Consider the following 26,386-nt stretch of genomic DNA (forward strand, 5'->3'; position numbering starts at 1 on the left):
CCTCATGCGAGACCGCGCCCGTTGCTCCGCCCCCGCAGCCGGGCTCGGACCCGGTCCACGTCCGGGTGGCCGAGCGAGGTGAGGAGAGTGAGCGCCTGCCGCCAGGCAGCGTGCGCGTTGTCGTGGTCGCCCAAGGTGAGATGGGTGTCCCCCAGATCGACGAGGGTGGACGCTTCCATGTACGGCACGCCCAACTCCTGGCAGAGAGCGAGCCCGTTGCGGTAGCCGAGCAGGGCTTGCGGGTGGCGGCCCAGGTGCTGCTGGGCGTAGGCGATGCTGTGCCAGGTGGCCGCCTGGCCGTAGCGGTCGCCCAGATCCCGCAGCATGGCCAGGGCCTCGGAGCAGTGGCTCAGGGACTGCCGGTACTGCCCGAGCAGTGCGTGGTACCAGCCGACGGCGTTGAGGACACTGGCCTGCGCGGCCCGGTGATCGCCGTCCCGGAACAGCTCCAGGGCCTGTTGGTTGTGCCGGAGGGCGCCGGGGAGGTCGCCTTGTTGGTCGCATTCCCAACCGAGGCTGCGGTGGGTGTTGGCCCGTCCGATGTCGTCGCCCAACTCGGTGAAGAGTTCCAGGGCACGGCCCAGGCGGGGGCGGGACTGGTCGTACAGGCCCAGCCGGCCCTCTGCGCGGCCCAGCCCGCGCAGGCCGCGGGCCTCCCAGGCGGGATCGGCCAGCCGCAGTGCCGACTCGAGCGCGGTGCGGTGGGCGGCCGCATAGTCGTGCCAGTGGCCCCGCCGGTCGAAGAACGGCTCAAGGGACCAGGTGAGCAGGCACGCGAGCCGGTCGCGACCGGAGTGTGCGGCCGCGTCGATCAGGGTGAGCAGCGCCGGGTACTCGGCGGTCAGCCAGGTCAGCGCCTGCTGGTCGTCGGCGAGCGGTTCGGCGGCTACTCCCGCCGGGAGCTGCTCCGGTGGCAGGGAATCCGCGTGCGGCGTGAGGAGCAGGTCGGCGGCGTGGGCGGTGTGCAGGTAGTACGCGTACAGCCGGTCCGTTGCCGCCTCGCGCTCGGCCTCGGGGTGCTGGGCGTGTACGAGTTCGGCGGCGTGAGCGCGCAACAGGTCGTGGAAGGCGTACCGACCGGGGGAGTGCTCGCCGATCAGGTGGACCTCGGCGAGTTCGCTCAGGAGCTGCCGGGCCTCCCGCACCGGGAGCCCCGCGAGCGCGGCCGCAGCCGGTACGGAGAAGTCCGGGCCCGGGTGCAGGGCGAGCAGCCGGAAGAGGCGGGCCACCCCGGTCGAGAGGGCGCCGGAGGACCAGGAGAAGACCGCGCTGACGTTCGCGGACGCGTCGGTCCGGCTGAAGGCGTCGAGGCTTCCGTGCGTCGCTCGCAGTTCGGCCGCGATGGCGGACAGCGGGAAGTGGGGATGGGCGGCGGCACGGGCCGCGACACAGGCCAGGGCGAGTGGCAGCCCGGCGCACAGGGCGGTGATCTCGGCCACCGCCCCGGACTCGCCCTCCAGCCGCTGGGCGCCCAGCCGGCGGGCGAGGAACACCCGGGCCTGCTCGGCGTCGAGCGGGCGCAGGGTCAGCGCATGCGCTCCATGCGCGCACACCAGCCCCGACAGCTGATTGCGGCTGGTGACGATGGTCAGGCAGCCGGGCGTGCCGGGCAGCAGCGGTCGTACCTGATCGGTGTCGCGCGCGTTGTCCAGCAGGACCAGGAATCGTCTGCGGGCCAACAGGCTGCGGTAGAGCGCCGCTTGGGCGTCCACGCCGTGCGGGACGCGTTCGGGCGGCACTCCCAGGGCGTCCAGGAACAGGCGCACGGCTTCGCCCGCGCTCATGACCGCTCCGGACGGGTCGTAGCCCCGGAGATTGACGTAGAGCTGTCCGTCGGGGAAGCGTTCGGCGACCCGATGGGCCCAGTGCACGGCGAGAGTGGTTTTGCCGATGCCCGCCATGCCGGCGATGGCGCTGATGACCACCGTCTCGGCGGGCCGCCCGTCATGGCCCGTGAGCAACGCCAGTGCAGCGTCCAGCTCGGTCCGGCGACCGGTGAACGTCGGTAGGTCGTGCGGCAGTTGGGCAGGCGGCGGCGTTGCGGACGCTGTCGGCGGGGTGGGGGTGTCGGAGGCGGTTCCGGCAGAGCCTGCCCCGGTCGCGGGCGCATCCTCCAGCACCGCATCATGCGCTTCGCGCAGTTCCGCGCCCGGGTCCATGCCCAGCTCCTCGGCGAGCCGGGAGCACGCCGCTTGATACGTGCTCAGGGCCTCGGGCCGGCGCCCGGTGGCCGCCAGGACGCGGATCAGCCTGGCCAGCAGCGGTTCGTCCAGCGGGTTGCGGGCGGTGGCTTCCCTGAGTTCGGGCAGTACGGCGCCCGGGACGCCGGCGCGGAGCGCTGCGTCGGCGGCCTCCTGCACGGCCGCGAGATGTTCGCGGTCGACCGAGGCGAAGCCCGCGCGCTCGCGAATCTCCGGGGGAAGCCCGGAGGCAACCGTTCCCTTCCACAAGGACAGCGCCTGGGTGAGGAGTTCCACAGCCCGCGCAGGTGACTCGTCCGCGGCCCGCCTGGCCTCGTGACGGAGCCGGCGGAAACGAAGGAGGTCCAGGGAATCGCTGTCGGCCGCCCATCGGTAACCGCCCGCATCCCGGATCAACCAGCGGCCGGCGGCCCGGGCGGGCAGCCCGGGCTCGACAAGGCGGCGCAGTGACCCGACATGACGGCGAATGACGTTGACGGCGCTGTGGGGAGGGCGCGGTCCCCAGAGCACGTTGACGATCTCGCTCACGGAGACCGGCTGCCCCGCCCGCACCAACAGCAGTGCCAGCAGGGCCCGTTCCTGTGGGCTCCCGAGAGCCAGATCCGCCCCTGCCCGCTGTGCCCGGATCGGCCCGAGGACCGCGAACGTCAACGGCTCCAGCGGCACTTCGTCTCCCTCAGAACTTCACAACTATCACCATTATCTTACGTGTCCCGGCTGTCGACGTTCGAAGGTTCAGTAGACGAGAGCGGTCAGGGGGAGGGCGGCGCCGAGGACGGTGAGGCAGTTCAGGCCTCCGGCGTGGTGGACGACGACGGAATCGAGCCGGGAGCCGGCCGTGCCGCCGACGAAGAACGCGGCGATCGAGGCCCGCGGCAGCGGCCCGGTCGGGGAACTGCGCTCCCCCTCCGGCATGGGCCGGACGTAGTCCCTGTACAGGAAGCCCTTCGGGGTCACGAAGTCGGTGGCCGGGTCGACCAGTTGGTCGACGGGCTGCCCGGTGCCCGCATTGCTCGGGCTGCGGTAGCCGGTCTGGCACCACACCCGGTACTGCCGGCGGATGGCGGGGTTGTCGTCCACCAACTGGCTGTTGGTGCGCCTGGCTCCCGCTGTGGGGCAATGGGCGGCGCGCCAGACGATGGAGGTGGGGGAACCGGGCTCGGCGAGGATGCCGAGGGGGCGTAGCTGACGGCCGTCGGCCTCGATGTCGTAGCCGTCGATGGTGTCGGTGACCTCGTTGGCGGCGAACAGCCGCGGTCCTGACGGCTCCAGCCCGAAGAAGCGCGGTCGGATGCCCTGGGTGGAAACCCAGCCGACGGGCTTGAGGCCGCCGTGACGCTCGATGGTGAAGACGCCGATGGTGTCGGGGTCGGGTCCGCCAGGAGTGGAGCCGACCTGTACGATGAGCACGGAGACGATCTCCAGTCGTGCACCACCCAATTCCGCCTCTTCGGCGCCCGGACGTCGTTCGAGGGTGCCGTCACGACCGTGCGATGCCACGACGACAACGTGATCCTCAAGGCCACCCTCGGCGATCCTGGGGCAGGGCGGGTCCTCGTCGTCGACGGTGGTGGCTCGCCGACCACCGCCCTGATGGGCGATCTCATTGCGGGCATGGCCGCGTCCAACGGCTGGGAGGGCGTCATCATCCACGGCGCTGTCCGTGACGTCGAGGCGCTGTCCAAGATCAACATTGGCATCAAGGCCCTCAGCTCGAACCCCCGCAAGAGCCGCAAGGACGGTGCCGGGGAGAAGGATGTGGAAGTCTCGTTCGGCGAGGTGACCTTCACGCCCGGCTGCCACCTCTACAGCGACGCCGACGGCATCCTCGTCACGCGTGAGACCGGCAGTGCGGCGACCGTCCAGCGGAGTCTGTGACAGCCGCATCATTTCTCCCCAGGGGCTCCCAGAGGCTGTTGCGGCTCCATTTTCAGGAGGTGCGAGAGTAACGGATCTTCGCTCTGGTGCTGCCGGCGGTGGCGGCCTTCATGCTGATCGACGCCGTGCTGTGACAGCCGCCGCGGCAGGCTCTCACGCCAGCGACAGGAACAGTTTCTCCAGCCGGGCGCGCATCGCGTCCGTGTCCTCACCGTTCTTCCGCCCAGAGTCCATGTCCGCCAGGCACTGCTGCAAGCCGGTCGCGATGATCGCGAAACCGGCCCGGTCGAGCGCGCGGGAGGCCGCGGCGAGCTGCGTGACGACGTCCTCGCAGTCCCGTCCCTCTTCGATCATCCGGATCACGCCGGAGATCTGACCCTGCGCGCGGCGTAGCCGGTTCAGCACGGCCTTCAGGTCTGCGCCCTCAAGTTCCAGTTCCACGATCACTCCTCGAAAAATACCCCTAGGGGTACTATGCGTCCCTGTTCGGGGCGGCGTCGACCATTAAGGATCACATCTGTCATGACCAACACCCGACTTCCGTCACCCTTGGCGCCGGCCGGGCCTGCACCGGTTGCATGAGCTCACGTCATCCGGGGTCGCACGCCCGCCGAGTACGCCTCCAGTCACCTGCCCGGCGCTTTGAACATCCCCCCGCCGATGAGCTGCTCCAGGGCCTGCGGCGGCAGCGAGCCCGGTTGCCAGTGCACGGCCTCCCCTCTCATACCCAGTGGGGTATATTTGCTCAACCGGTGCCGTTCCGGTTTTGTTCCAGGCAGACGGGTGGCAGCGGGAACCAGCGCATCCGCTCGAAGTCGGCCGGCAGTGGCGGACGGCCGTAGAGGTGACACGTCCCGTCGACGGCGAAGCACACGCCGGTCAGCCGCAGCGGCGGATCGGAGACACCGGCGTGGTGGTGCCACTGCCCGGTGTGCGGGTCAGGGCGTGTGAGGTGGCCGCGTCGATGGCAAGCAGGCGATGGCCGTACGGTCCGGCGCACGAGCAGCCGCCACGGGCCTGGACGCCGAACGGGTCGTTGAGCAGGGCGACGACATAGTTGTGGTGCAGGTAGGAGTGATCGCCGTGACGGATGCGGAAAGAGATGATGGACAGCCGCCGGGCATGGTCATCAAGCTGGCCACGGTCGGCAACCCCGGTCTGCACCTGCCGACTCTGCTGGGCGGCATGCCCGGCGTTCCGGACCTGGTCACCCGGTACATGAAACGCAAAATGGAGAAGCTCGACATCCCGCCGATCCCCGAGTTCATCGAGATGATCTCCGACACCGGCGCCGGAATCTACGCCTGCAAGGCCTCGGTCGACCCGTTCGAGCTGGACAAGGACGACCTCGTCGACCAGGTCCAGGGCATCATCACGGTTGGCGAGTTCTACGAGCACGCGGCCGGCGGCCAGATCGTCTACACCTGAGATGACCGGCACCGTACCTGGCCTGCCGGACGGTGCTCTCGTCGGCGTCCCGTTGTCCTGGCTTGACCCGGACCGGTGTCGAAGTTCAGAAGAAGTGGGAGCTCTTCCGTGATTACGTCGCTACGTGTCGCGCAGTGACGCGGTGGTGCCATTGCTCCGCACGGTCTCAGCAGGGATGGGGTGCGAGACAGTCCGCCCGCTTGCGTCGTCCGACGGCGCCGAGGCGTTGCCTGCCCGTTCCGGCGTTCGTCCGTCGGAGCCACACAACATGTAGCAGCTGAACACGACCCCCGCCGCCGCGGCCACGGAGGCCCACGTCCAGGGGCTCGTCAGCAGGGTGTGACGCAGGTCGGAGCTGATCTGCCGGCCGAGGACTGACACGCCCATGACGGCGACGAACCAGCCGAAGGACTTGCGCAGGGCGTCCTGCGGGATGCGTCCGGCGAGGCGGCCGCCGATCAGGCTGCCGACGACGGCGGTTGCCGTGACGAGGGCCGCGAACCCCCAGTCGATGTGCACGCTGGCCAGGTAACCGGCCAGGCCCGCGAAGGACTTCATGGAGATGACCAGCAGCGAGGTGCCGACGGCCACGGTCATCGGCAGTCCGCCCAGCAGGGCCAGCGCGGGTACGACCAGGAAGCCTCCGCCCGCGCCGACCAGTCCGGTGATCAGGCCCACGACGATGCCTTCCAACAGTACGTGGAACACGGGCAGTTCGTGGTGGACCTTCTTCGGCTGCTGCTTGCGTCCCCGGATCATGGCGACGGCGGTGGCGATCATCATGAGGGCGAACGCGAGCAGCAGGACGCTGCCGGGGACGAACTCGGCCAGCCGACCGCCCGCGTAGGCGCCGGTCATGCCGGCCAGACCGAACAACAGACCCGTACGCCAGCGGACGCGTCCGGCACGGGCGTGCGAGACGACCCCGGCGGCACTGGTGACGCCGACGACGAACAGCGAGGTGGCAATGGCCTCCTTGGTCTCCATTCCGCCCAGGTAGATCAGGATGGGCACGGTCAGGATGGACCCGCCGCCGCCCAGGACGCCGAGGCCGGCCCCGATGAGCAGTGACGCGGCGATGATGACGGCGATCACGACGAATCCCGCAGGGCGGCGACGACGGTGTCGACGTCGGTGCGCGGGCCGCGGTTGTAGGGCAGCTTCGACAGCAGCATGCCCATGGCGCAGGTGTTGGTGAGCGCGGCGACGGCCAGGCCGGCCCCGACGGCTGTACCGATCAGGTGCAGTCCGGGCAGGAACAGGTCCGTGATGCCGCTCACCAGGACGAGGGTGCCGGCGACCAGGCGCACTTGGCGCTCCAGGTCCCAGCGTTCCGGGCCGCGGGTGAGCGGGCCTCCAGCGGTCTCCCACGCCATGACGCCGCCGTCGAGGACGCGCAGATTGGGCAGTCCGGCTTCAGCCAGGGCCTGTTCGGCCTGGGCGGCGCGGGCACCGGAGCGGCAGATGAGTATGACGTCCTCGTCGAGGTGGTGGAGCAGCTCCGCCCGGTGCTCGCGGAGGGTATCGAGGGGCACGTTGTAGGAGCCGGGGATGTGGGCGGTGCGGAACTCGCCGGGCGTGCGCACGTCCAGCAGGCGCGGGCCCTCCCCGTCCCGGGTCAGGTTGCGCAGAGCGGCGGGATCGAGTCGTGGTGCGTCGGCGTGGGTGGTCATCGGGGCTCCTTGTCGCCTTTGAAGCGTTGTCTTGACGGGGGCGGGCGGCGGCCGATGACTCGGGGCCGCCCGCCCGGGGGTGGGGTGGATCAGGCGTCGGCCGGTGCGGGCTGGGCGAGCCAGGCGCCGTAGCCGCCGAGCAGGTCGGAGACGTCGGTGCGGCCCTTGTGTCGCAGCAGGCTGGCGGCGATGGAGGAGCGGTGGCCGCCCGCGCAGTGGACGACGAGGGGCCGGTCGGCCGGGATCTCGTCCACACGGCGGGCGAGTTCGGGCAGTGGGATGTGCAGCGAGCCTTCGATGAACCCTTCTTCGCGTTCGGCGGTGTCGCGCACGTCGAGGACGAGCGGGGGTTCGTCGCCGTCGAGCGCCCGGCGCAGCTCGTCGGCGGTCAGGCGGCCGGCCTGGCGTAGCTCGTCGGCCAGGGTGGGGAAGGCGCCCTCGGGTTCCCGCAGGTACCCGCCGACCTTGTCGAAGCCGATACGCGCCAGCCGGGTGACGATCTCCTCCTCGCGGTCCTGGGGCGCGACCACGACGACCTCCTGCTCGGGGGCGACGACCATGCCGGCCTGCTCGGCGAAGCGGCCGTCGGCGGGCACGTTGACCGAGCCGTTCAGGTGCCCGGTGGCGAAGTCCTGTGGGGAGCGCGCGTCGACGACGACCGCACCGGCCGCGCCGTGCTCCAGGAATTCCTCGGTGGACAGCGGCCGGGGTGGGTTGGCCGTGTCGAACAGGCTGTGTTCCTTGCGGTTGAGGATGGCGTCGTAGACGAAGTAGGCGGGCGCGGAGGGCTGCCCGGCGGTGACCAGCTCGACGAAGTTCTCCTCGCTCATGGGGCGGCAGGCGTAGTTGGTGGCGCGCTGTTCGCCGATGGTGGACTGGCGGCGGGTGGAGAGGTTCTTGCCGCAGGCGGATCCTGCGCCGTGGGCGGGGAAGACGCGGACGGCGTCGGGCAGGGCCATCAGCTTGTTCTGGATGGTGTCGTAGAGCATGCGGCCGAGTTCGTCGGCGGTCGCGCCGAGCGAGGCGAGCAGATCGGGGCGGCCGACGTCGCCGATGAACAGGGCGTCGCCGGTGAGGACGCCGTAGGGGAGCGTGTCGTCTGCGTGCTCGTGGACCAGGATGCTGATCGACTCCGGGGTGTGGCCGGGGGTTTCGAGGATCTGCAGCTGGACGTCGCCGAGGCTGATCCGCTCTCCGTCGGACAGTTTGCGGATGGGGTACTCGGTCTCGGCGCGCTGCCCGTAGCCGATCCAGGCGCCGGTGCGGTCGGCCAGCTCCAGGTGGCCGGCGAGGAAGTCGGCGTGGAAGTGGGTGTTGAGGACGGCCTCGATGGTGAAACCGTGGGTGGCGGCGTCGGTGAGGTACTCGGAGACGTCGCGGCGCGGATCGACGACGACGGCCCTGCCGGTAGTCTCGTCGGCGATCATGTAGGACGCCTGGGAGAGGCAGTCGAGGTAGTACTGGGCGAAGAACATGGTTGGGTGTCCTCCAGGTCGGAAGAGTGGATTCTGTTAATACCCATGGGGGTATATAGGGGCGTCTGGTCCGCCCGGTTCGAGGCGTGGGGTGGGGCGGGTTGGTCGGCTCGGGGGGCGGGGGATGCCCGGGCCGACCGGTCAGAGGCGGCCGGTGAGCATGCCGTGCCAGTACACCGGCGGCAGCCCGTACCGCTTGAACAGCCACATCGTGCGCCGCTCCTTGAAGGGGCCGAGCAGCGGGAACGTGGGTGTGGGGTGCAGGTCGTAGTCGAACTCGGCAAGCAGCATCCGGTCGCGGGCGGTCACCAGCGGGCAGGAGGTGTAGCCGTCGTACCGGTGCGACGGAGAGCGGCTGTTCATGACGTCGAGCAGGTTGCCGACGACGACCGGTGCCTGCTTGCGTACGGCCGCGCCGGTCTTCGAGGTGGGCAGGTTCGCGACGTCGCCGAGCGCGAAGACGTTGTCGTAGTGCGGGTGTTGGAGCGTGTGCTTGTCCGCGGCGATGAATCCCTGGGGATTCGCGGGGTCGGCGAGCGGGCTCGCTTTGACCCAGTCGGGCGCGCTCTGCGGCGGCACGGCGTGCAGGAGGTCGTAGCCGATGGTCTCCTTGGTGCCGTTCGCGCGGTCGGTGACAGTCACTGTGCGGCCGTCGCCGTCGACGGCGGTCATCTCCGAGCGAAGCCGCACCTCGATGCCGTAGCGGGCGGCCACCTTCTCCAGGACTTGTGACCAGGCGGGCACCTTGAACATCGCCGGGTCGGGCATCACCAGGATGATGCGGATGTCGTCCAGGACCTTCTGCTTGCGCCAGTGGTCGGCGGCCAGGTAGGCGATCTTCTGCGGGGCGCCGCCGCATTTCAGCGGGGTGGCCGGGTGGGTGAAGACGGCCGTGCCGGAGCGCATCCCCTTGATCAGCTCCCAGGTGCGCGGGGCGTACTCGGGTGCGTAGTTGCTGCTCACTCGGTCGTGGCCGACGGTCTCGGCGAGGCCGGGCACGCCGTCCCAGTCGAGTTGGAGACCGGGCGCCATGACCAGGTACTCGTAGGTGAGTTCGTCGCCGCCGGACAGGGTCACCGTGCGGGCCTCGGGGTCGACGGCCAGGGCGCGGCGGCGGATCCACCGTACCCCGTCGGGTATTACGGACCCCTCGGGGCGGCGGGTCGTGCGCAGGGGGGCCTGGCCGCCTCCGACGAGGGTCCACAGCGGCTGGTACCAGTGGGTGTCGGACGGTTCGATCAGGGTGATGTCGGTGACGCCGGCGCGGCGCAGACGGGCGGCGACGCTGATGCCGGCGCTGCCGCCGCCGACGACGGCGACGCGGTGTCGGCCGACGATCGGTGCGTCGGAGGGTGAGGGGGTGGTGGCCAAGGCGGTACTCCTTCCCAACTGGCCGATGTGCGGATTGTGGGTGGTCTTCAGTGGGTGGCGGCGGGTGGTCGGTGGCCGCAGCGAAGACCGAAGGCGGAGTCGTTCAGGCTGCGTGCTCGTGGTGTCCGGCTGCGATCGGGTGTCCGGCGTGGGCCCATGCCCTGGTGCCGCCAGTCACGGAGTAGGCATCGATGCCGCGGGAGGTCATCCAGTAGGCGGCGGTCCTGCTGCGGTTGCCGCTGGCGCAGATCACGAACACCGGCCGGTCGGCGGGCCGTTCGTCGCACCGGGCCGGCACGGAACGCAGTGGCATCAGCCGTGCGCCCGGTACGTGCCCGGCCGTCTGCTCGTCCGCCTCCCGTACGTCGATCACGAGCCCGCCTTCGGCCCAGGCCGCGGCGAACGCCTGCTGCGTTGTTTCACGAGCCACTTGATTGCCTCCTCAAATACCCCGGGGGGTTTCTGCTCGCCGAGAGTACGGCGGCTGAGAGCGGGTCGTCAAATACCCCGGGGGGTATTTGCCCGTCAGGCAACACGCGGCTCCGTGCCAGGGGCGGGAATGAGCCGTGATCCCTGTGACTCGGCCCTGGGCAGCCGGGGGTTCATCCGAGTCCCGCCGCCCGGTCCGGAGTCGGCGGAGACCGTTCCGCCGTGGGCGGTGATCAGCTCTTTGACGACGGCGAGGCCGATGCCGATGCCGCTTCTGGCGCGGGCGCGGGGCCCTCGCCAGAGACGGTCGAAGGCGTACGGCGGCCGGCCGGCTGGGATGCCCGGGCCGGTGTCGGCCACCTCGACCAGCGCTTCGGCGGGCGTGGCGTCTCGTCGGCCTCGCAGCTGCTGATCACCCCGACCGCGACGGCCGGGTCCGCCTCACCTACTTCACCCACAAGGCCACGAATCGCTGGCTGAGGTAAGAGGAGTTGACACGGTACGCCGAGACCCTGCCGGAGACCGTCGCGTGGATCGAGCGGCAACTGGCCGGATTTTCTATGCCGATGAGATCGAGGAGTATCTTCCACGGCTCGGGTGGCGCCTACGGCTCGCCGAAGGTGTTCATCGAGCTGGTACGCAGAGGCTGGCGAGTGTCGGTGAACACGGTCGCGAAGGTCCTGGCCGAACTCGGTCTGGCCGGACGGAAGATGCGTCGCCGCCGGTCGCTGACGAGGCAGGGCGAGCGGTCGGCTGCCACGGACTTCGTGCGCCGGGACTTCACCGCCGAGCAGCCCGATCCCGTCCGGGCGGGCGATCTCACCGAGATCGAAACCGGCGAGGGCAGGCTGTATGTGGCGACGGTCATCGACCTGTTCTCCCACCGCCTGCCCGGCCAAGCGATGGCCGCCCGTCATGCACACGGACAGGGGAAGCGAGTACTGCTCGCGGCGGTTCAGGCGGGCCTTCCGAAAGCTCGGCACCGTCCAGTCACGTGACTACCGAGCCGCCCTCGCCGAGGGACTGGCCGCGTAGATCGTCTCCGCGCTGCGAGGGGATTGACCCTCTTCAAGCTCCCCAATCTGCTGGGGGCAGTGCTCGGGGGCGGGGAAATCGAAGTGCGCGTGCTGGGTCAGCTCACCACCGGGCGGTACCGAGGTGGGACCCGATCGGTCTGGCCCAACCTGCTTGTCGTTGGCCCGAATCTGGCTCGTCGACTGTCTGTGATGTGTTGCGGGGTCGGTGATGTCGCAACGGGAAGCGCCGAACAGGAAGCCGGGCGGCCTCGTCGCGGGAGGCGCAAGGTGTGGCTGTCATTCGTTTCCCCCGGATTCTCCCCAGCGTTCGCCGACACCCAAAAGACCTGTTCAGGGGTGCGTCGGAGGCAGGGCGAGGAGATCAGCCGCATCGTGCAAACTGACGCAAACCACCCCCATCAAGCCGATCGCGAAGGGGCATCCGAAGCTCCAGCCCAACTCAAGGTCGTCTCTGACCTGCGCGGATGAGTCTTTCAGCGTCTTTCAAGGTCGTGTCGCGTTGCGCAGTCGATTCTCCCCGCGCGCTCCCCAGCACGCTCCATACTCCTCAGATTCTCCCCAAGGACGGCACCGCGTCGCGGGCGGCGCAGGCACAGGGGTGTCGTAAGCAGGCATCGTCGGAGCGAGTCGGTTCGCTCTGCTCGCCGACGAGGTCGCCCACCGAGGCCCGGACCGGCTTGTCACTGTTCAATCAGCGGTGGCGTTGGAACTGCGCACGGCGCCGCCGCTGGACGGCGCGGACGACACCGAAGCGTTGGAACTGGAACTGGAGCTGGGACGAGAACTGGTATCCGGCGCCGCGCTCGCGTCCGGCGAGGCAGAGCCGCCTGTCTGCGACGCCGCGCCACTGGACGCACCTGGGGTGGGTGTGCGGCGGTCCGCGGGGCCGGGGGTACCGGCCGTGCCACCGCCCACCGAGGTTCCCCTGCCCGGCTCGTTCTTGACCACGGCCGCTACCGGCTTGCCCATGATCAGCTCCACCGCGGTCACCGTGACCATCGCCAGGGCGAACACCAGGCCCGTGGCCAGGGCGTACTTCTTCCAGCCGATGGACCTCCGGAGGGAGCCACCCCGATAGGTGGTGACCGACTCAGCTTCGGAGGCCGCGGAGGCCGCCGTTGTCCCGCGGTGCTCATCATCCGGGCCACCGGGACCGAAGGGCGGCATCGCGTCAACAGCCGTAGCGTCCGCCGGTAAACCGAATGCCGCCCGGGCGTCAGCGCGGTGCTCCGCCCGCTCCTGGCCCGGCGTCCTCGGCACTCCTACGGCCGGCACTCGGCCGCGGATCCCCTCGCCCGTCCGTCGGAAAGCATGCGAGAAGACGGCTGCGCCTGTCGTGGCGCTGGTACTGATCACGGCGGCGCCGATGATCGTCCCGGTTACCCCCAGCAGGGACGCCAGCACCGCGCCCACCACAGTCGCGAGTGCGCTCGCTACTACCTGCACAAGAGTCAGGTCGAGCACCTTGCGCTTGGGCGCCCGTTTTTCTTCTCTGAGATTCTCCATCAATATCCCTTGATAGTTCTGGAGCCCGGCAGCCATCGGCTCCGTGACCATCGGTGTGATGGCGGACGGCAAGGACCGAGCCGGGCAACAACTCGCCGGCCACTGCGTGATGGCCGGGCTTGTCCCGCTCATGGCGGCGTTAACGGGAGGGTTGATGGAGGTCGGGCTGATACGCGCCGGCCCAGGCACAAGTTCTGCAGGAGCAGTTGAGCGTGCGTAGGCCCCGCCTCCAGAACGCAGCCGCCGCAGTCCGACCGGTGTGGTGTACGCACCGGTCACTGCGGCGGCAGCGGTTTCCGCGGGGAGGACGGTGTTACTGACTGGCAGGCGCCGACATGTGCAGCAGTCGTTCGGTGATCTCCCGGTATTGCCTGAGCGCGAGCCGTAGTTCCTCGGTCTGTGCATCGGTGTCCTGGTCCTGCCAGCTTGCGCGCAGGACGCGGCGCCGTTCGGTGAGGGTGTTGGTGAACTGGGTGGCGATGTCGTCGAAGACGGCGTCGGCCTCCTCCACCGCCTTGTGTGGGCTGTCGACGAAGTTGTTCAGGGCCTGTTGGAGGCGCAGGGTGAGCTCGTCCCGTTCGCCCTGCGGGACCAGTTCCGGGCCCGGCGGGCGATCGGGGCGGTCCGCGGTGGTGTGGCGTTCACGCTGTGCGTCAGCGGATTCGGTGCGGGGTGTCTGCGGGGCGCGCGGGGTTGCGGGATTCGGACTTCCGGTCTGGGGGTGCAGTGCGTGTTGGGCGTTGTGTGACATCAGGTGCTGCTTCCCTTCGCGTGGCGTCGGTTCAGTGCCCACGGCGCGTGGCCGCGGTCGTCGGGGGTCTGCGGACTGTCCTGGTCCGAGTCGGCCCGTTGTTCGGTGACCAGTGCCTCGAAGAGGCTTCGGGCTTCGACCATGGCCTCCCGCATTTCCTCGGTACCGCTCTGGCCGCGGGCGGCCGTGTGCACGCTGCGGTAGCCGCGGACATGGGCGGCGTGGTGGACGGAGAGGGCGGCGAACCGCTCCTCGAACTGTTCACCGGGGAAGCCCCGGTCCTTCGCCAGGTGTGCAAGGAGTGCCTCCGCCTCGGTGACTGCCTTGTGCGGCGAGTCGACGAACTGCTCCTGAACGCCGGCCCACTGAGTCGTGTACTGCGCGCGGGCCTCGGGTGACAGCGGTTGTTCCGTGAGGGAGCCGTGCTGCTTGACGCGCTCGCCGAGTTCCCGCTCGGCCGCCTTTGTGTCGCCGTCGTGGTCGGCGACGGCACGGTCGTACTCGGGTCCGAAGCGGTGCCTCAACCCGCGCCCGCCGCCGTCCCGGATGCGGCCGCGTCCGACGACGAGGACGGCGACCGCCACGATGACGATCACGGCGGTGATCACGATGGTGAGCATGGCTGCCTTCTCTGGCTCTCGGCTCGTAGGGTCTTCTGCTTCATTACCGTCCCCATCAATTCCTGTCGGCTGACTACGCGTTGGCCTGTCGGGTCGCGTCCGCGCAACGGGGACACCACCTGGGGCGTTCGTGGTCAGCGCCTGAAAGCGTTCTTGGCCTTGTCACCTGACTGCTTCAGATTTCCGGAGACCCGGTCGGTCCTGCCTTCGCGCTGCAGTCGCCTGTTGCGGGTGATCCGGCCGATACGTTCGGTGACCTGGCCCTTGAATGCCTGGGTCTTGTGCCTGATCGTCCGTCCGACGCTCATGGTTGTCCTCTGCTCGTTCGCTGGATGGGCTCCCGCGCGTGATCGCCGTATCAGGCCGCCGTTCCCGCGGGCGGGAGAGCGCCTGGTGTGGGCTATCCGCGACTGCGGCCGTACCGGCGGCCGCCACCGCCACGCCTGCCACCGCCGCGCCCGCGCATCGCGAAGCCGACGATCCAGACGACCAGGAGTACGGCGGCGACCCACCAAAGGGTCTGCATGGTGAAGCCGAACCCGAACACCACCAGGATCAGCAGAAGGAGAAGAATCCATAACATCGCCGGGCCTCCAGATCGCGGGAAGTTCCTGAGTTCCGCGGGGTCCGGGCGAAGTGGGAAGGTGGAATGCGTCGCCCGAGTGATCCGGAGTGGCATAGCCCTACACCGTGCTGTCAGTCAACGCCCTACGACTTCCCTTGTCAACGCAGTGTCGACACGGGGGAGTTCTGCGAGCTGGGCAGGGGCCGCTGGGACAAACGGAGCCTCGGCGGGGGCTTCGAGCGGCTCGGCCGGCGGAGCCGGCAGGATGTGGTCCTCCCACCAGGACAGGCCCATGACGGTGGCGAGCAGGACGAAGGGGGTCGAAGCGGGAACGATCAGCGCGTACATGTGTATTGCCTGTCGGTGGATACGTGCGACATCGCGGGCAGCGGATGGACGGTGCCCGCATGGGGCGCATCGAGGCTGCGCCGGGATCGCGTAGCGACGGCGGGTGCGGGAGCGGCCCGCTGCGGGCGGGACAGTGTCCGGCACTGATGCGCAAGGTGCGCCCTCGAAGGGGCGCGAGAGGCGTTCGACGCTGCCGGGGGCTCGGGCCGTACCGCACACGCTAGCCCTCGCCGCGCTCCCTGGACAGATGTCAAGTGGCCATCTGGTCCCGGCGGAAGGCGCTGACGTGGGTCGCTATCCGCAATCTCTGGGGAGGGCTACGCTGTTCGTACTGGCCCCGGCCCCCGGCAGTGATGCTTTGTTCGGCTCCGGGGAGGCCCGCCGTGTTCGTTCTGCTTCTCATCCTGATCGTGGTCTTGGTCGGCCTCGGCTTCATCAACGCCATCTGGTGGGTGGCCGCGGCCGTGTTGGTCTTCGGCGCCACCCGGCACGGCCGCGATCGCGGGGGAGGCTGGACCCGTGGCGACGGTTCCGATCTCGGGGACTACCGAGACTACGAGAACAGCCGGGATCGTCAGGACCGCTGGGACCGTCGCTACAGCCGTCGGCACCGGGCGCGCTGGAGGCGCGAGGACCGTCGGGACCATGAACGCCGCGGGTGACCGATGAAGTTGCCCGACATCCAGAGATTCCGGGGCGCATCAGCCACACCGGACGCACGGAAATCGTGGAGAGGCAGATGCCATGCATCGCACAACCATGCTCCCAGAGAAACGGTGGGATGTGGCGGCTGAGGCCTCGGCGGAGAATGCGACCGGTCAGGATGTCGTCGCACTGCGCGCCGAGAATGATCAGCTACGGCGGGCACTGGCCGGCCGCACGGTCATCGACCAGGCCTGCGGCATGGTGATGGTCCTGGCCCCGTGCCGCCGTGGGCCGGCCAGGAACCTGCTGGTGGATATCTCGCGGCAGTGCAACACCGAACTTCCGGAGGTGGCTGCAGCCATGGTCGCCGCCTGGGAGGGTGAGCCGCTCTCGCGGCTGATGCAGCGGGCGCTGGGGCGTGCCCTGCGGCAGCTTTACGCGGAAGACCGGGGGTGCGACTCTCCACCGGCGGATGAGCCCTCCGGAAGGGGAAGGCCATGATTCACCCAGTCGGCGTCCGGGAATGGCGCAACCGCGATGTCGTCGACACCGAGTCGCACAAGATCGGTGTCCTGGAGAGGGTGTATGTGGACACCACCACCGATGAGCAGGCCATGTCCACCGTACGGATCGGACTGCCCACCCGGCACCGTCTGGTCGCCGCTGACCGCCTGCGGACAGGATGTCTGCCCTGTGAGGTACGCACCATGAGCCAGCTGACCACGCTCCGCGAAGAACAGCGGCTGTTGACGGCCGTGGCTTCGGCGGAGGAAACGGCACTACTGACAGAGGTCGTCGAACTACGCGCCAGAAACGAGCAGTTGGGCCGCGCGCTGGCGAGCCGTGCGGTGATCGACCAGGCGCGCGGCATGGTGATGGCCCTGGCACCGTCTTCCAGCGAGAGGGCCTGGGACGTGCTGGTGGACGTGTCGCAGCACTGCAACATCAAGCTCCGGGACGTGGCTGCGGCCCTGGTCGCCACGACGAAGGACGAGACGCTCCCGGAACCGATGCAGCGGGAGCTTCGCCGGGCACTGCGGCGCCTCCATCTGGCAGACCGGCTGTGACGACATGCGCGTCCAGCGGACGGCACCGGACGCTGTGGGTTCAACTCTCCGGTGCCTTCGTCCAGAGCAACCGTCGCAGGCCTGGGCCGAGTCCGCTACCGCGCCCTCCACGTTCTGTGCCCGCGCGGTCCCCGATGGATTGCCGCAGATGGGCTGCAGAGACCCTGTTTGAAAGGGGCTTGTCCGGGAAGCCGTCCAGTGTGCTTCAGACCGGAGGCGCGCCCGTGGGAGCAGCTGTCGCTGCTCCCCATCGCGCTGCGGTCTGCCGGCTCCCACGGTGAGCGACGCCACCGATCAGGGAGACACGCGCCCATGCCGAACGCACGCACACGGAGCCCACGAAGCGCACGTCCCTACGACGACGCACCGGACACCGACGTCGCCTTCCGCTGTATCGCCGCCCTGCCGGACGGCCCTGAGAGGTCTGCGCTGCGGCAGGAGGTGGTGTGCGCCTGGATGCCGATGGCCGTACGCCTCGCTGGGCGATTCCGTCATCGCGGCGAGACCTTCGAGGACCTCAAGCAGGTCGCCCAACTGGGCCTGGTCAAGGCGGTAGCCCGCTTCGACCCCAGTCGCGGAACCGCCTTTCCGAGCTTTGCCATACCGACGATCCTCGGCGAGGTGAAGCGGCACTTCCGTGACGAACTCTGGGTCGTGCATGTGCCGCGGCGTGTACAGGAGCTGCGCGGCCGGGTCCGCTCCGTCGGCAATGAGTGCGCTTCGCGGGGCGGCCACGAACCCTCCGTCCATGAGATCGCCGCACACACCGGCCTGACCGAGGCCGAGGTACGGCTGGGCCAGGGGGCGCTGGAGAGCTTCACCGCCCTGTCCATGGACGCCCTGCCCGGCCACTCCGCGGACAGCCACCCACTGACCGACACCCTCGGTGGCATGGAGCCCGGCTTCGACCGGGTCGTCAACCGCGAGGCGCTCCGCCCCCTGCTGCAGGCACTGCCCGAACGCGAACGCCAGATCCTCTACATGAGGTTCTTCTGCGAGATGACTCAGCACCGCATCGCCCTACAACTCGGCATCTCCCAGATGCACGTCTCCCGTCTGATCACCCGCACCTGCGCACGCCTGCACGACCAGGTCATGGCCGACACCCACGATCTGAGGAGGGCAGCGTGACGACGTCCCGGGTGCACGGGCGGCGCCGGGCCGCCAGGCCCAACACCCGTCGCTCCACTGAGAGGCAGACACTGACTGCCGCCGGCCGGGCAGGCTTTGCCGCACGCGGGGTGGTGTACGTCCTGATCGGTGTACTGGCCGTCCGGATCGCCCTCGGCAGCGGCGGAGAGTCGGCGGACCGCCAGGGTGCGCTGGCCCAGGTCGCGGCGCAGCCCTTCGGGAAGGCGATGCTGTGGGCGCTGGTCGTCGGCTTCGGCTGCATGGCGTTGTGGCGGGAAGCCCGCGCTACGCCTCCTGGCGTCGTGGCGGGTGGGCGGCCAGAGGCCGTCCACCAGTAGTGTCGGCGTCCTCAGGTCTCGCCATTACCTCATCCTCAAGGTAGACGCAACCCATGGTGGTGGCGTGCCGGGCAGAACGGCTCTACCGTGGGGACAGGAAGCAGATCCCAGGAGCACGTCATGATCATCCTCGGACTTGTCATTCTCGTCGCCGCGGTAGTCATCGGCGTCGCCGGCGTTCTTTCCAACAGTGGCAGCGCCCACGAGTTCACCGGCGGATTCTCCGTCTTCGGAGTCGACGTCACCGGCTCCACCGGCACCCTCTTCCTCTACGGCCTCGTCGTCGGGGCGGCGGCTCTGCTCGGGCTGGGCCTCCTCCTGACCGGCGCACGCCGCACCGCTCGTCGCGGCAGCACCGCACGTCGCGGGCTCAAGCAGTCTCGGCGCGAGACAGCCGCAGCCGAACAGGAACGGGACGTTCTGATCAACGAACGCGACTCCGCCCGCGCGCAGACGGCGCAGACGGAGAGGGATGACGACCACCCTGCCGGACTGGTCGATCGCCCCCGTCACAAGGACCACTGGTTCCGCCACCGGCACCGGGCCGCTCACTGACGATCCAGGTCGGCCGCCTGGCGACCTGCCGCGCGCCCCACAGACGGCGTCGCCGCACCGGACGACCTCGCGCCGCAGCGGTCGTCATCGGCTTGCTCCGGCGCAGACCTCGGCGATCGTCGCACGGCTCTCAAACGCCGGAAGGCGGTGCGGGTTTCCCCGCCGGATGACTCTCTCCTCGGCCGTGGGGTACGCAGGGAACGGGTGTTGCTCATGGAATGGCCGAGACGGCTGCCTGTGATCGGAAAGCTGATGCGGACGCACGCTTGGCAGGCGTTCGAGCGGCTGGATGCCGTCCACTGGGCCAGGCTCGCCGCGGCCGTCACCTTCACCAGTTTCGTCGCCCTCTTTCCGCTGATCACCGTGAGCGCGGCGATCGGTGCCGAGCTGCTGAGCGAGGACCAGCTGGGGAAACTCCAGGACAAGATCGCCGCCCAGGCGCCAGGCCTCTCCGACCTCCTGGACCTGGACGGTTTCGTCGAGCATGCCGGGTCCGTCGGGCTGATCGCGGGCGCGCTGCTGCTCGTGATCGGCATCAACTGGGTCGGCGCTCTGCGCGGGTGCCTGCGCGCGGTGTGGGAGAAGGAGCAGGACCCGGGCAATCCGTTCCTGCTCAAGCTCAAGGACTCCGTGGTGCTGGTCGGGCTCGGCGCGGTCGGGCTGGTCGCGATCGGTAGTTCGGTGTTCGCCAGCAGTGCCGTCGGCTGGGCCGCCGACAAGGCCGGTATCGAGGGCGGGGCGGGACGCGCTCTGCTGTTCTTCACCGGCCTGGCCATCGCCCTGGTCGTCGACTTTCTCCTGCTGGCCTACCTGCTCACCCGGCTGCCGCGGGTGCATCCCGGCCGACGTGCGGTCGTGGTCGCCGGGCTGATCGGTGCGGTGGGCTTCGAACTGCTCAAGTGGTTGCTGACCGGCTACCTGCAGGGCGTTGCGGCGAAGAGCATGTACGGCGCCTTCGCCGTGCCGGTCGCGGTCGTGCTGTGGATCAACCTCATGGCGAGGCTGCTGCTGTACTGCGCCGCCTGGACAGCGACAGCAGCGGGGACGGCGGTGCAGTCCGGCGAGACAGCCGAGGGCGAGAGCCCGGAGCCCGGGATCAGCCCCGCAGCCGACGCCCCATCACAGCGTGCGCCAGTCGGCAGCCGCGCACCAGCAGCACCGCGCCTCCAGAAGCACGGCCCGTGATCCGAGCGTGATTCCTCGTGCTTGGGCAGCTGCGTACGGGGCACCGCTTTGGCGACGGAGTCAGGCCACCAGGCCGGGGAGGGGTTCGGAGCCGTCGATCAAGGCGCGGGCGACGTCGGACAGGCGTCGGTTGTGGGCGCGGGCGTAGCCGCGCAGTGCGGTGAAGGCCTGCTCCATGTCGATGTTCTGGCGTTCGGCGAGTTTCCCCTTGGCCTGCTCGATCAGTACCCGGCTGTTGAGTGCGGTCTGCAGCTGTTCGTTGAGGACGGTGCTGCGGTGGGTGGTGCGTTGTTGCAGGAGGCTGATGGTGGCGACGTCGGCGAGGGCCTGGGCGATGAGGGTGGCGGCCGGGTCGAAGGGGCCGGGGGCGGCGCGGAAGAGGTTCAGGGCGCCGACGACCTCGTCGCGCAGACGCATGGGCAGGGCCTGGACCGCGCCGAAGCCGCTGCGGTGGGCTGCCGTGACGAAGCGCGGCCAGCGGTCGACCTCGCGGGTCAGGTCGGGGACGATCACCGGTGTGCCGGTGCGGAAGCACTCCAGGCAGGGGCCTTCGTCGTTCTGGAGCTGGAAGAGCTCCAGCAGGCGTACCTGTTCGTCGGAGGCGGCCATGACGCGGAGTTCGCCGTCGCGGTCCGCGAGCAGCACCCCGGCCGCACTGGCGCCGAGCATGCCCACGCAGCGATCGGTGAGCAGGCGCAGGAAGTCGATGAGGTCGAAGTCGGCGACCAGGTTGTCCGCCAGCTCGACGAAGGTCTTGGCCAGGAGCTGCTGATTCATCGTGACACCCTCGCTTGAGACGGGTCCCGCCGGGAGGGGGCGGGAAGTGCAGTACGTTCGTCGGTCGGCACCGGTGCGTCAGGTTTCCTCGTCGGTTTGTCTCGGTTCCGCGTCGGGGGAGAAGCGGAGCCGGTGGGCCACCACGTCGGCGGCCACCTCGGCGAGTCGGCGTCCCTGCGTATAGGCGTAAGCACGGAGCCGGACGAAGGCTTCGTCGATGCCGACGCCGAGCTGGACGGTGAGGATGCCGGTGGCCTGGTCGATCTCCGGCCGGTATCCGCCCAGGTCCTCGAAGCCGCGGTCCGGTAACGGTCCGCCGGTCGGCGCGCCCGTCTCGTCGATCCGAGTATCGAGCAGGAGCAGCGTCGCGAGATCGGCGAACGCCAGCGCGTCGGCCAACTCCTCGGCGTCCAGCACGGTCGGCACGTCGGCGTACAGGTCCAGGACTCCCGGGCTGATCGCCCCTATCTGCAGGGGGAGCGCGAACACCGCGCGTGCCCCGGCTTCCAGCGCCGCATCGGCGAACACGGGCCAGCGGTCCTGCGTTGCGCCGGTCAGCAGATCGGGTGTCAGGATGGCGGAACCCTGTGTGAAGGCGTCCACGCAGGGTCCCTCGCCCAGGGTGAGCTGGAGCTCCTCCAGCTGCTCGCTGATGTCGTCGGTGCTGCACAGCGGATGGCTCGTCGTGGTCCGGGACATCGCCGACAGCCCTGCCCCGCCCACCGGCAGCGCGGCCACGGCCGCGGTGCACACATCCACCACGCCGACCCGGGCGCCGCGTCGGGCCGCCTGCTCGACGACCAGCGCCTGGATACGAGCCGAGCGGCTGTCGGACCTCACCCGGGCCACCGGGTCCAGGCATCGGGCGCCAGGCCCTCCAGCCTCGCCGCGGTACGTTCCCCGACGGGAAGGACCAGCACCCGGAGCAGCATGGCGCTGATCGGCCTCCAGATCTCTCCCACGTCCAGCCATCCCCAGGAGCGGAGCGCAGTGAGCGTTGGGCGATCGGCCCGGTCCACCAGGGTGGTACCGAGAGACGCCTGGTGATCCGTCAGCAGCCGCTCCTGCAACCGGCGGGCCACGTCCTGGTCCTGCGGGTGCGGGCGGACCAGGATGTCGGTGATCGCGAAGACGCCGCCCGACTCGGTGAGTTGCTTGATGCTGTGCGGCAGTGCTCCGTCGAACCCGAGCCACCAATAGCCGTCGCTGCGCACCGGGAAGCCGAAGGCGCATCCCACCAGGTGGTCCGTCTCCGCGATCACCATGGCGAACCCCGGCCGACGGATGTCGGCGGTGAGACGGTTCAGAAAGTGCCGGCGGCTGGGACGGCGGTACGCCTCACGGGGTGACGTCTCGCGGGAGTCCACGTACAGATCCGCGAGGCCCCCGCTCACGCCCTGCGCCTGCCAGCGGTTCACCTGACGCAACCGCACCGCGTCCACGTCCGCGTCGGACGGTTCGCCACCACGGGGCTTGTACGGCTGCCCCTGCCCGGACCGGGCCGTCACCGCGCATCGCCCGAGAGGACAGAGGCAAACGGAACGGTCCGGCGCGGCGGGGCTTGGGCGGCCGGGGCTGGTACACCTCCGAGAGGATGCGTCAGTTTCCCGAACGGAACGCCAAGCAGCAGGAACCCGGAACCGGTGAGGTCGAATAATGGGCCCAGTGTCGGTGGTGGGCGGTGCAGACGCAGAGTCCCGCCGGCCTCCGTGGTCTTCTGCGCGGCGTCCAGGAAGGCGTTGAGGCCGCTGCAGTCGCAGAAGGTGACGGGGGTGAGGTCGACGTCGATGGCACGGAAGCCGTCGCTCAGACACCGCGCCAGTGCCGCGCGCACCAGCGGCGCCGATTCCAGGTCGATCTCACCGGCCAGGGTGATCAGTGCCCGGTGCCTTCGACCATGGCGGTAGACGTTGAGCTGCGGTAGGGGCATGAAGCCTCGGTTCAGAAGACCATCCGGCAGCGCACGCGGTGACGCCGGGATTCCCGGCCCCCTTGGCGCGCTGCGGGCAGGGGCGTACGTTCGGCGGAGGTGGAGCAACGGCCGGTCCGGCAGCCTGTGCGACAGGACAGAGGACCACCCAGTTCCCTCCAGGGATGCGCCGGGTGACGGACGAAAGATCCGCTCCCCGTAGCCATTTGTGTCGAGCAACGACGAGCCGCCGGGGTCTGGGACGTCCGTACAGCAGCATAGTCCTTTCCCCAGTCCGGCGGACGGCCGGAAGCCGCCCATTCCCAGATTGTGGACAGTGCCACAAACAGGAATGGCAGTCCGTCGACTGCCCGAGGAGGTGGCTTCGCATGACGGAGCCGAACAGTTCAACCCTGTAGAAGCCCGATCCCGACGAGCCGAGCACTGAACTGGACAATGCTGCAAGTCGCACGGCCCGGACCTCAGGAACCGGTGGAGACCGCGGCCGGACGACCTTCACGCACGGGGCGGCGGATTCACTCGCCTTCGGGGCCGGCTTCAACTGCTCTGGTGGCCCCACGCGCGGAGGTCGTAGCCCTTGCGACCGCACAGCCTGTGAAGGCGTCCGCGGTGCCTTGGCTTTTCGGTTCGCCCCGCGAACCACGCCGCGTAAGAGCCCGGAGGGCGCGGCGTTCTCCATGGATGTCACTGTCTGTGACGCGCCGCAGGGGGCGCCGAACGAAAAACCAGGCGTGCTCGATGCCGCAGGCGCATGGTGTGGGCTGCCGTTCGTTCCTCCCCGGATTCTCCCCAGCGTTCACGGTCGCCCAAAAGGCCTGGTCAGGGGGTTTGTTGGCGGCAGGACGAGGAGATCACCCGCATCACTTCTCCCCAGGGCTTGTCACAGCTCTGTTTTCGCGCGATGCGAGAGCGAACAGTCCGAGTGGCTTGAGGGGCGATTGCCGGACCCTAGAGCCAGTCCCGCCGCTTGAAAATCACGTACAAACTGACACAGACAACCCCCATCAAGCCGATCGCGAAGGGGTATCCGAAGCTCCAGCCCAACTCAGGCATGTCCTCGAAGTTCATGCCATAGATAGTTCCCACGAGTGTGGGAGCAAAGAGAATGGCCGCCCAGGCCGAGATCTTCTTGATCTCCTCGTTCTGTTCGAAGCCCGCCTCCGCCAACGCCCGCATCTCCGCGTTCTGCTGCTGCGTGACCAGCGTCGCGTTCACCGTGAGGATGTCGGCGAGGCCCTGGCGGAAGCCGTCGACGCGTTCGCTGGTGTGGGTGACGTGGTCGGCGACGTCGCGGAGGTAGCGCTGGAGTTCCTCGTCGGTGTCGTACTTGGCGAAGCCCGCCATCAGGCCGTGCAGCATGCCGACCAGAGGGCGGGTGGCGCGCTGGAACTCGACCATTTCACGGGAGAGTTCGTAGATGCGGCGGGAGACCTCCGGGTCGCCGCTGAAGACCTCTGTCTCGATCTCGTCGATGTCGTTCTGGACGCCGGCGACGACCGGCAGGTAGCCGTCGACCACCGCGTCCAGGATCGCGTACAGGACCGCCTCCGGGCCCAGCTTCAACAGTTCCGGTGTCTTTTCCATGCGGCGGCGGACGGCCGAGAGGTCCGGTGCCGCACCGTGCCGGACCGTGATCACGAAGTCGGGGCCGACGAACACGTGCAGCTCGCCGAAGTCCACCTCCTCCGGTGCGTCGAGATAGCGGGCGGCGCGCAGGACGACGAACAGGGTCTCGCCGTAGCGTTCCAGCTTGGGGCGCTGATGCGCCTCCATCGCGTCCTCGACGGCGAGCGGATGGAGGTCGAACTCCTCGGCCAGCGACAGGATTTCGGACTCCGTCGGACGGGCCAGACCGATCCACGCCATGCCGTCCCGCTGCTCGCGCAGCTCACGGAAGGTCTGCGCGAGTGAGCCGGGCGTGGAGACGCGTACCCCGTCGCGGTAGAGGGCCGCCTCGACGACGCTGGCGACGGCCGGCTCCGCGGAGGTCGAGGCCGACGGGGTCGGACGGGGCTTCGGTGGCTCCCCGGACGGCGGGGCCGACGCAGTCATGGCGCGCCGCCACGCCGACTTCCGGCTGCTCTTCGCGGCGGGTACGGGGCGGACTCGGCGCTCCGGCATCGCGGCTGCCTCCCGTGTTCGAAGGTCTGTGGCTCTGACTCGCTGGTTGTGTCCGGCTCTCTGGTTCTGTCCGGCGCTCTGGTTCTGTCCGGCTCCGGCTCTGTCTCTCTGATCTTGGGGCAGGATATACGGGTCAAATGACCCCGACATGGGGTCGGCCGGGGAATCGGGTAGGAGATCGGCAAGGTTTGCGGACAGAGGGTGTCCGCAAGTCCCGCTAGCGTGCGGAGCATGACGAAGACCTCGACCGCCCCTGTGCTGAGCGTCCGCGCGCTGAACCGTGCGACTCTCGAGCGGCAACTGCTCCTGCGTCGCGCGGCCCTGTCCGCGAAGGACGCCGTCGAGCACCTCGTCGGTCTGCAGGCGCAGAACGTGAAGCCGCCGTACTACGCGCTCGCCGCCCGTCTGGAGGGCTTCGACCCCGAGGAGCTGTCGGCGGCGATGGGCGCCCGCGAGGTCGTACGCATCGTGACCCTGCGCTCGACCATCCACACGCACACCGCAGACGACTGCCTCACGCTGCGGCCGCTGGTGCAGTCCGCCCGCGAGCGGGAGTTGTACGGCTTCCGCGACGGGCTCGCCGGGGTCGACCTGGACCGGCTCGCCGCGATCAGCCGGGAGCTGGTCGAGGCCGAGCCGCGCACCATGAAGGAACTGCGCGAGGCACTGCTCGTCGAGTGGCCCGAAGCCGACCCGCAGGCCCTCTCCATCGCCGCCCGCTGTCGGCTGCCCCTCGTCCAGGTCACGCCGCGCGGGATGTGGGGCAGGAGCGGCCAGGTCGCGCTCACCACCGCCGAGCACTGGCTCGGCCGCCCCGCCGAGCCCGCTCCCGCGCCCGACGCGACCGTGCTGCGCTATCTCGCCGCCTTCGGCCCCGCCTCCGTCAAGGACATGCAGACCTGGGCGGGCCTGACCCGGCTGCGCGAGGCCTTTGAACGCCTGCGGCCCCAGTTGATCACCTTCCGCGACGAGAACGGCGTCGAACTCTTCGACCTCCCGGACGCGCCCCGCCCGGACGCGGACACCCCCGCACCACCCCGCCTCCTGCCCGAGTTCGACAACCTGCTCCTCTCGCACGCCGACCGCTCCCGAGTGGTCCCCACCGAGTACAAGGGGCGCAGCTGGCAGGGCAACCAGGCCTACCGCACGTTGCTCGTGGACGGGTTCCTCAGGGGCGTATGGCGGCTGGAGGAGTCGCGCGACCGCGCCGTGGTCACCGTCGAGCCGTTCGACCCCCTCACCAAGGGCGAGCGTGACCAGGTCGTCGAGGAAGGGGAGCGGATGCTGTCGGTGCTGAGCGCGGCCTCCTCGCACGACATCCGGTTCGGAGCCGTCGTACGCGCCTGAGGGCGCCG

31 protein-coding genes and 1 pseudogene are annotated in these 26,386 nt (G+C 69.5%); 12 read left to right on the top strand and 20 right to left on the bottom strand.

Going from position 1 to position 26,386, the window contains the following annotated elements:
• Positions 1 to 2: 2 nt before the first annotated feature.
• Together FGD71_RS25395 and FGD71_RS25400 are read right to left on the bottom strand one after the other, a co-directional pair.
• Positions 3 to 2,867, bottom strand: a complete 2,865-nt coding sequence (locus FGD71_RS25395) for an AfsR/SARP family transcriptional regulator (RefSeq protein ID WP_119102832.1) — start codon at positions 2,865 to 2,867, stop codon at positions 3 to 5.
• Between the two features lie 69 nt (positions 2,868 to 2,936).
• A complete protein-coding gene (locus tag FGD71_RS25400; RefSeq protein WP_119102833.1) occupies positions 2,937 to 3,701 on the bottom strand; it encodes a beta-propeller fold lactonase family protein in 765 nt (254 codons plus the stop codon).
• Here FGD71_RS25400 and rraA point away from each other — a divergent pair.
• Positions 3,597 to 4,079, top strand: coding sequence for a ribonuclease E activity regulator RraA (gene rraA, locus FGD71_RS25405; RefSeq protein WP_240436768.1), 483 nt, complete (start codon positions 3,597 to 3,599; stop codon positions 4,077 to 4,079). The genes FGD71_RS25400 and rraA overlap by 105 nt on opposite strands.
• Before the next feature lie 153 nt (positions 4,080 to 4,232).
• Here rraA and FGD71_RS25410 read toward each other — a convergent pair whose 3' ends face one another.
• Together FGD71_RS25410 and FGD71_RS49060 are read right to left on the bottom strand one after the other, a co-directional pair.
• Positions 4,233 to 4,520 (bottom strand): metal-sensitive transcriptional regulator, encoded by a 288-nt coding sequence (locus FGD71_RS25410; RefSeq protein WP_119102834.1) that lies wholly within the window; start codon positions 4,518 to 4,520, stop codon positions 4,233 to 4,235.
• A gap of 438 nt (positions 4,521 to 4,958) precedes the next feature.
• A complete protein-coding gene (locus tag FGD71_RS49060) occupies positions 4,959 to 5,243 on the bottom strand; it encodes a hypothetical protein (RefSeq protein WP_240436759.1) in 285 nt (94 codons plus the stop codon).
• A 21-nt stretch (positions 5,244 to 5,264) separates the two neighbouring features.
• Here FGD71_RS49060 and FGD71_RS25420 point away from each other — a divergent pair, with 21 nt between their 5' ends.
• On the top strand, positions 5,265 to 5,507 hold the full coding sequence (locus FGD71_RS25420) for a DsrE/DsrF/DrsH-like family protein (protein ID WP_240436760.1): 243 nt from the start codon (positions 5,265 to 5,267) through the stop codon (positions 5,505 to 5,507).
• Positions 5,508 to 5,627: 120 nt separating this feature from the next.
• Here FGD71_RS25420 and FGD71_RS25425 read toward each other — a convergent pair whose 3' ends face one another.
• The 6 genes from FGD71_RS25425 to FGD71_RS25450 form a co-directional block, all read right to left on the bottom strand.
• On the bottom strand, positions 5,628 to 6,602 hold the full coding sequence (locus tag FGD71_RS25425; RefSeq protein WP_119102835.1) for a sulfite exporter TauE/SafE family protein: 975 nt from the start codon (positions 6,600 to 6,602) through the stop codon (positions 5,628 to 5,630).
• Positions 6,599 to 7,180, bottom strand: a complete 582-nt coding sequence (locus FGD71_RS25430; protein ID WP_119102836.1) for a rhodanese-like domain-containing protein — start codon at positions 7,178 to 7,180, stop codon at positions 6,599 to 6,601. Before FGD71_RS25430 ends, FGD71_RS25425 begins: the two co-directional genes overlap by 4 nt.
• Positions 7,181 to 7,269: 89 nt before the next feature.
• On the bottom strand, positions 7,270 to 8,655 hold the full coding sequence (locus FGD71_RS25435) for an MBL fold metallo-hydrolase (protein WP_119102837.1): 1,386 nt from the start codon (positions 8,653 to 8,655) through the stop codon (positions 7,270 to 7,272).
• A 141-nt stretch (positions 8,656 to 8,796) separates the two neighbouring features.
• The gene (locus FGD71_RS25440) at positions 8,797 to 10,026 is read right to left on the bottom strand and encodes an NAD(P)/FAD-dependent oxidoreductase (RefSeq protein ID WP_119102838.1); all 1,230 of its coding nucleotides are present in this window, start codon (positions 10,024 to 10,026) and stop codon (positions 8,797 to 8,799) included.
• A 103-nt stretch (positions 10,027 to 10,129) separates the two neighbouring features.
• A complete protein-coding gene (locus tag FGD71_RS25445) occupies positions 10,130 to 10,456 on the bottom strand; it encodes a rhodanese-like domain-containing protein (RefSeq protein WP_119102839.1) in 327 nt (108 codons plus the stop codon).
• Between the two features lie 95 nt (positions 10,457 to 10,551).
• Entirely contained in the window at positions 10,552 to 10,860 is a 309-nt protein-coding gene (locus FGD71_RS25450; protein ID WP_119102840.1) for a sensor histidine kinase, read from the bottom strand.
• Positions 10,861 to 10,946: 86 nt separating this feature from the next.
• Between FGD71_RS25450 and FGD71_RS25455 the strand changes: the two genes are divergently transcribed.
• Positions 10,947 to 11,453: an IS3 family transposase gene (locus tag FGD71_RS25455; RefSeq protein ID WP_119102841.1), complete on the top strand. Its 507-nt coding sequence runs from the start codon at positions 10,947 to 10,949 to the stop codon at positions 11,451 to 11,453.
• 726 nt (positions 11,454 to 12,179) lie between these two features.
• Here FGD71_RS25455 and FGD71_RS25460 read toward each other — a convergent pair.
• From FGD71_RS25460 to FGD71_RS25480, 5 genes are all read right to left on the bottom strand, one after another.
• Complete coding sequence (locus FGD71_RS25460) at positions 12,180 to 13,049, bottom strand: hypothetical protein (protein WP_140935944.1); 870 nt, start codon at positions 13,047 to 13,049, stop codon at positions 12,180 to 12,182.
• A 262-nt stretch (positions 13,050 to 13,311) separates the two neighbouring features.
• Positions 13,312 to 13,749 carry a hypothetical protein gene (locus FGD71_RS25465; RefSeq protein WP_181359269.1) on the bottom strand — a complete coding sequence of 146 codons (438 nt, stop codon included), beginning with the start codon at positions 13,747 to 13,749 and terminating at the stop codon, positions 13,312 to 13,314.
• On the bottom strand, positions 13,749 to 14,369 hold the full coding sequence (locus tag FGD71_RS25470) for a hypothetical protein (protein ID WP_119102843.1): 621 nt from the start codon (positions 14,367 to 14,369) through the stop codon (positions 13,749 to 13,751). The genes FGD71_RS25465 and FGD71_RS25470 overlap by 1 nt, the downstream gene beginning before the upstream one ends.
• A gap of 134 nt (positions 14,370 to 14,503) precedes the next feature.
• The gene (locus FGD71_RS25475) at positions 14,504 to 14,677 is read right to left on the bottom strand and encodes a CsbD family protein (RefSeq protein WP_119102844.1); all 174 of its coding nucleotides are present in this window, start codon (positions 14,675 to 14,677) and stop codon (positions 14,504 to 14,506) included.
• Between the two features lie 92 nt (positions 14,678 to 14,769).
• Positions 14,770 to 14,952 (bottom strand): hydrophobic protein, encoded by a 183-nt coding sequence (locus FGD71_RS25480; RefSeq protein WP_119102845.1) that lies wholly within the window; start codon positions 14,950 to 14,952, stop codon positions 14,770 to 14,772.
• A gap of 713 nt (positions 14,953 to 15,665) precedes the next feature.
• On the opposite strand from FGD71_RS25480, the gene FGD71_RS25490 reads away from it, so the two are divergent.
• From FGD71_RS25490 to FGD71_RS25525, 8 genes and pseudogenes are all read left to right on the top strand, one after another.
• Positions 15,666 to 15,944: a hypothetical protein gene (locus FGD71_RS25490; RefSeq protein WP_119102847.1), complete on the top strand. Its 279-nt coding sequence runs from the start codon at positions 15,666 to 15,668 to the stop codon at positions 15,942 to 15,944.
• An 82-nt stretch (positions 15,945 to 16,026) separates the two neighbouring features.
• Entirely contained in the window at positions 16,027 to 16,428 is a 402-nt protein-coding gene (locus tag FGD71_RS25495; protein WP_119102848.1) for an ANTAR domain-containing protein, read from the top strand.
• Positions 16,425 to 16,586: pseudogene (locus FGD71_RS25500) on the top strand (PRC-barrel domain containing protein); the annotation flags it as partial. The gene FGD71_RS25495 and the pseudogene FGD71_RS25500, both read left to right, overlap by 4 nt.
• Positions 16,587 to 16,634: 48 nt before the next feature.
• A complete protein-coding gene (locus tag FGD71_RS25505) occupies positions 16,635 to 16,994 on the top strand; it encodes an ANTAR domain-containing protein (RefSeq protein ID WP_119102909.1) in 360 nt (119 codons plus the stop codon).
• A 312-nt stretch (positions 16,995 to 17,306) separates the two neighbouring features.
• Positions 17,307 to 18,125 (top strand): SigB/SigF/SigG family RNA polymerase sigma factor, encoded by an 819-nt coding sequence (locus tag FGD71_RS25510; RefSeq protein WP_119102849.1) that lies wholly within the window; start codon positions 17,307 to 17,309, stop codon positions 18,123 to 18,125.
• Complete coding sequence (locus tag FGD71_RS25515) at positions 18,122 to 18,463, top strand: DUF1206 domain-containing protein (protein ID WP_420878346.1); 342 nt, start codon at positions 18,122 to 18,124, stop codon at positions 18,461 to 18,463. Before FGD71_RS25510 ends, FGD71_RS25515 begins: the two co-directional genes overlap by 4 nt.
• Before the next feature lie 120 nt (positions 18,464 to 18,583).
• Complete coding sequence (locus tag FGD71_RS25520; RefSeq protein WP_119102850.1) at positions 18,584 to 19,018, top strand: hypothetical protein; 435 nt, start codon at positions 18,584 to 18,586, stop codon at positions 19,016 to 19,018.
• A 213-nt stretch (positions 19,019 to 19,231) separates the two neighbouring features.
• Complete coding sequence (locus FGD71_RS25525) at positions 19,232 to 20,203, top strand: YihY/virulence factor BrkB family protein (protein WP_119102851.1); 972 nt, start codon at positions 19,232 to 19,234, stop codon at positions 20,201 to 20,203.
• A 60-nt stretch (positions 20,204 to 20,263) separates the two neighbouring features.
• Here the strand turns inward: FGD71_RS25525 and FGD71_RS25530 are convergent, their stop codons facing one another.
• The 5 genes from FGD71_RS25530 to FGD71_RS25550 all read right to left on the bottom strand — a co-directional run bounded on the left by FGD71_RS25530 (position 20,264) and on the right by FGD71_RS25550 (position 25,031).
• Complete coding sequence (locus FGD71_RS25530; RefSeq protein WP_119102852.1) at positions 20,264 to 20,980, bottom strand: GAF and ANTAR domain-containing protein; 717 nt, start codon at positions 20,978 to 20,980, stop codon at positions 20,264 to 20,266.
• 78 nt (positions 20,981 to 21,058) lie between these two features.
• Complete coding sequence (locus FGD71_RS25535; RefSeq protein ID WP_240436762.1) at positions 21,059 to 21,820, bottom strand: ANTAR domain-containing protein; 762 nt, start codon at positions 21,818 to 21,820, stop codon at positions 21,059 to 21,061.
• Entirely contained in the window at positions 21,817 to 22,488 is a 672-nt protein-coding gene (locus FGD71_RS49065; RefSeq protein WP_240436763.1) for a hypothetical protein, read from the bottom strand. Before FGD71_RS49065 ends, FGD71_RS25535 begins: the two co-directional genes overlap by 4 nt.
• A complete protein-coding gene (locus FGD71_RS25545; RefSeq protein ID WP_119102854.1) occupies positions 22,485 to 22,910 on the bottom strand; it encodes an STAS domain-containing protein in 426 nt (141 codons plus the stop codon). Before FGD71_RS25545 ends, FGD71_RS49065 begins: the two co-directional genes overlap by 4 nt.
• Positions 22,911 to 23,858: 948 nt before the next feature.
• Positions 23,859 to 25,031: a magnesium and cobalt transport protein CorA gene (locus tag FGD71_RS25550; RefSeq protein WP_119102855.1), complete on the bottom strand. Its 1,173-nt coding sequence runs from the start codon at positions 25,029 to 25,031 to the stop codon at positions 23,859 to 23,861.
• A gap of 231 nt (positions 25,032 to 25,262) precedes the next feature.
• On the opposite strand from FGD71_RS25550, the gene FGD71_RS25555 reads away from it, so the two are divergent.
• Complete coding sequence (locus FGD71_RS25555; protein WP_119102856.1) at positions 25,263 to 26,378, top strand: winged helix DNA-binding domain-containing protein; 1,116 nt, start codon at positions 25,263 to 25,265, stop codon at positions 26,376 to 26,378.
• The last annotated feature ends 8 nt before the right edge of the window (positions 26,379 to 26,386 follow it).

Origin of the sequence: Streptomyces sporangiiformans (genome assembly GCF_005768555.2) — a bacterium.
GTDB lineage: Bacteria > Actinomycetota > Actinomycetes > Streptomycetales > Streptomycetaceae > Streptomyces > Streptomyces sporangiiformans.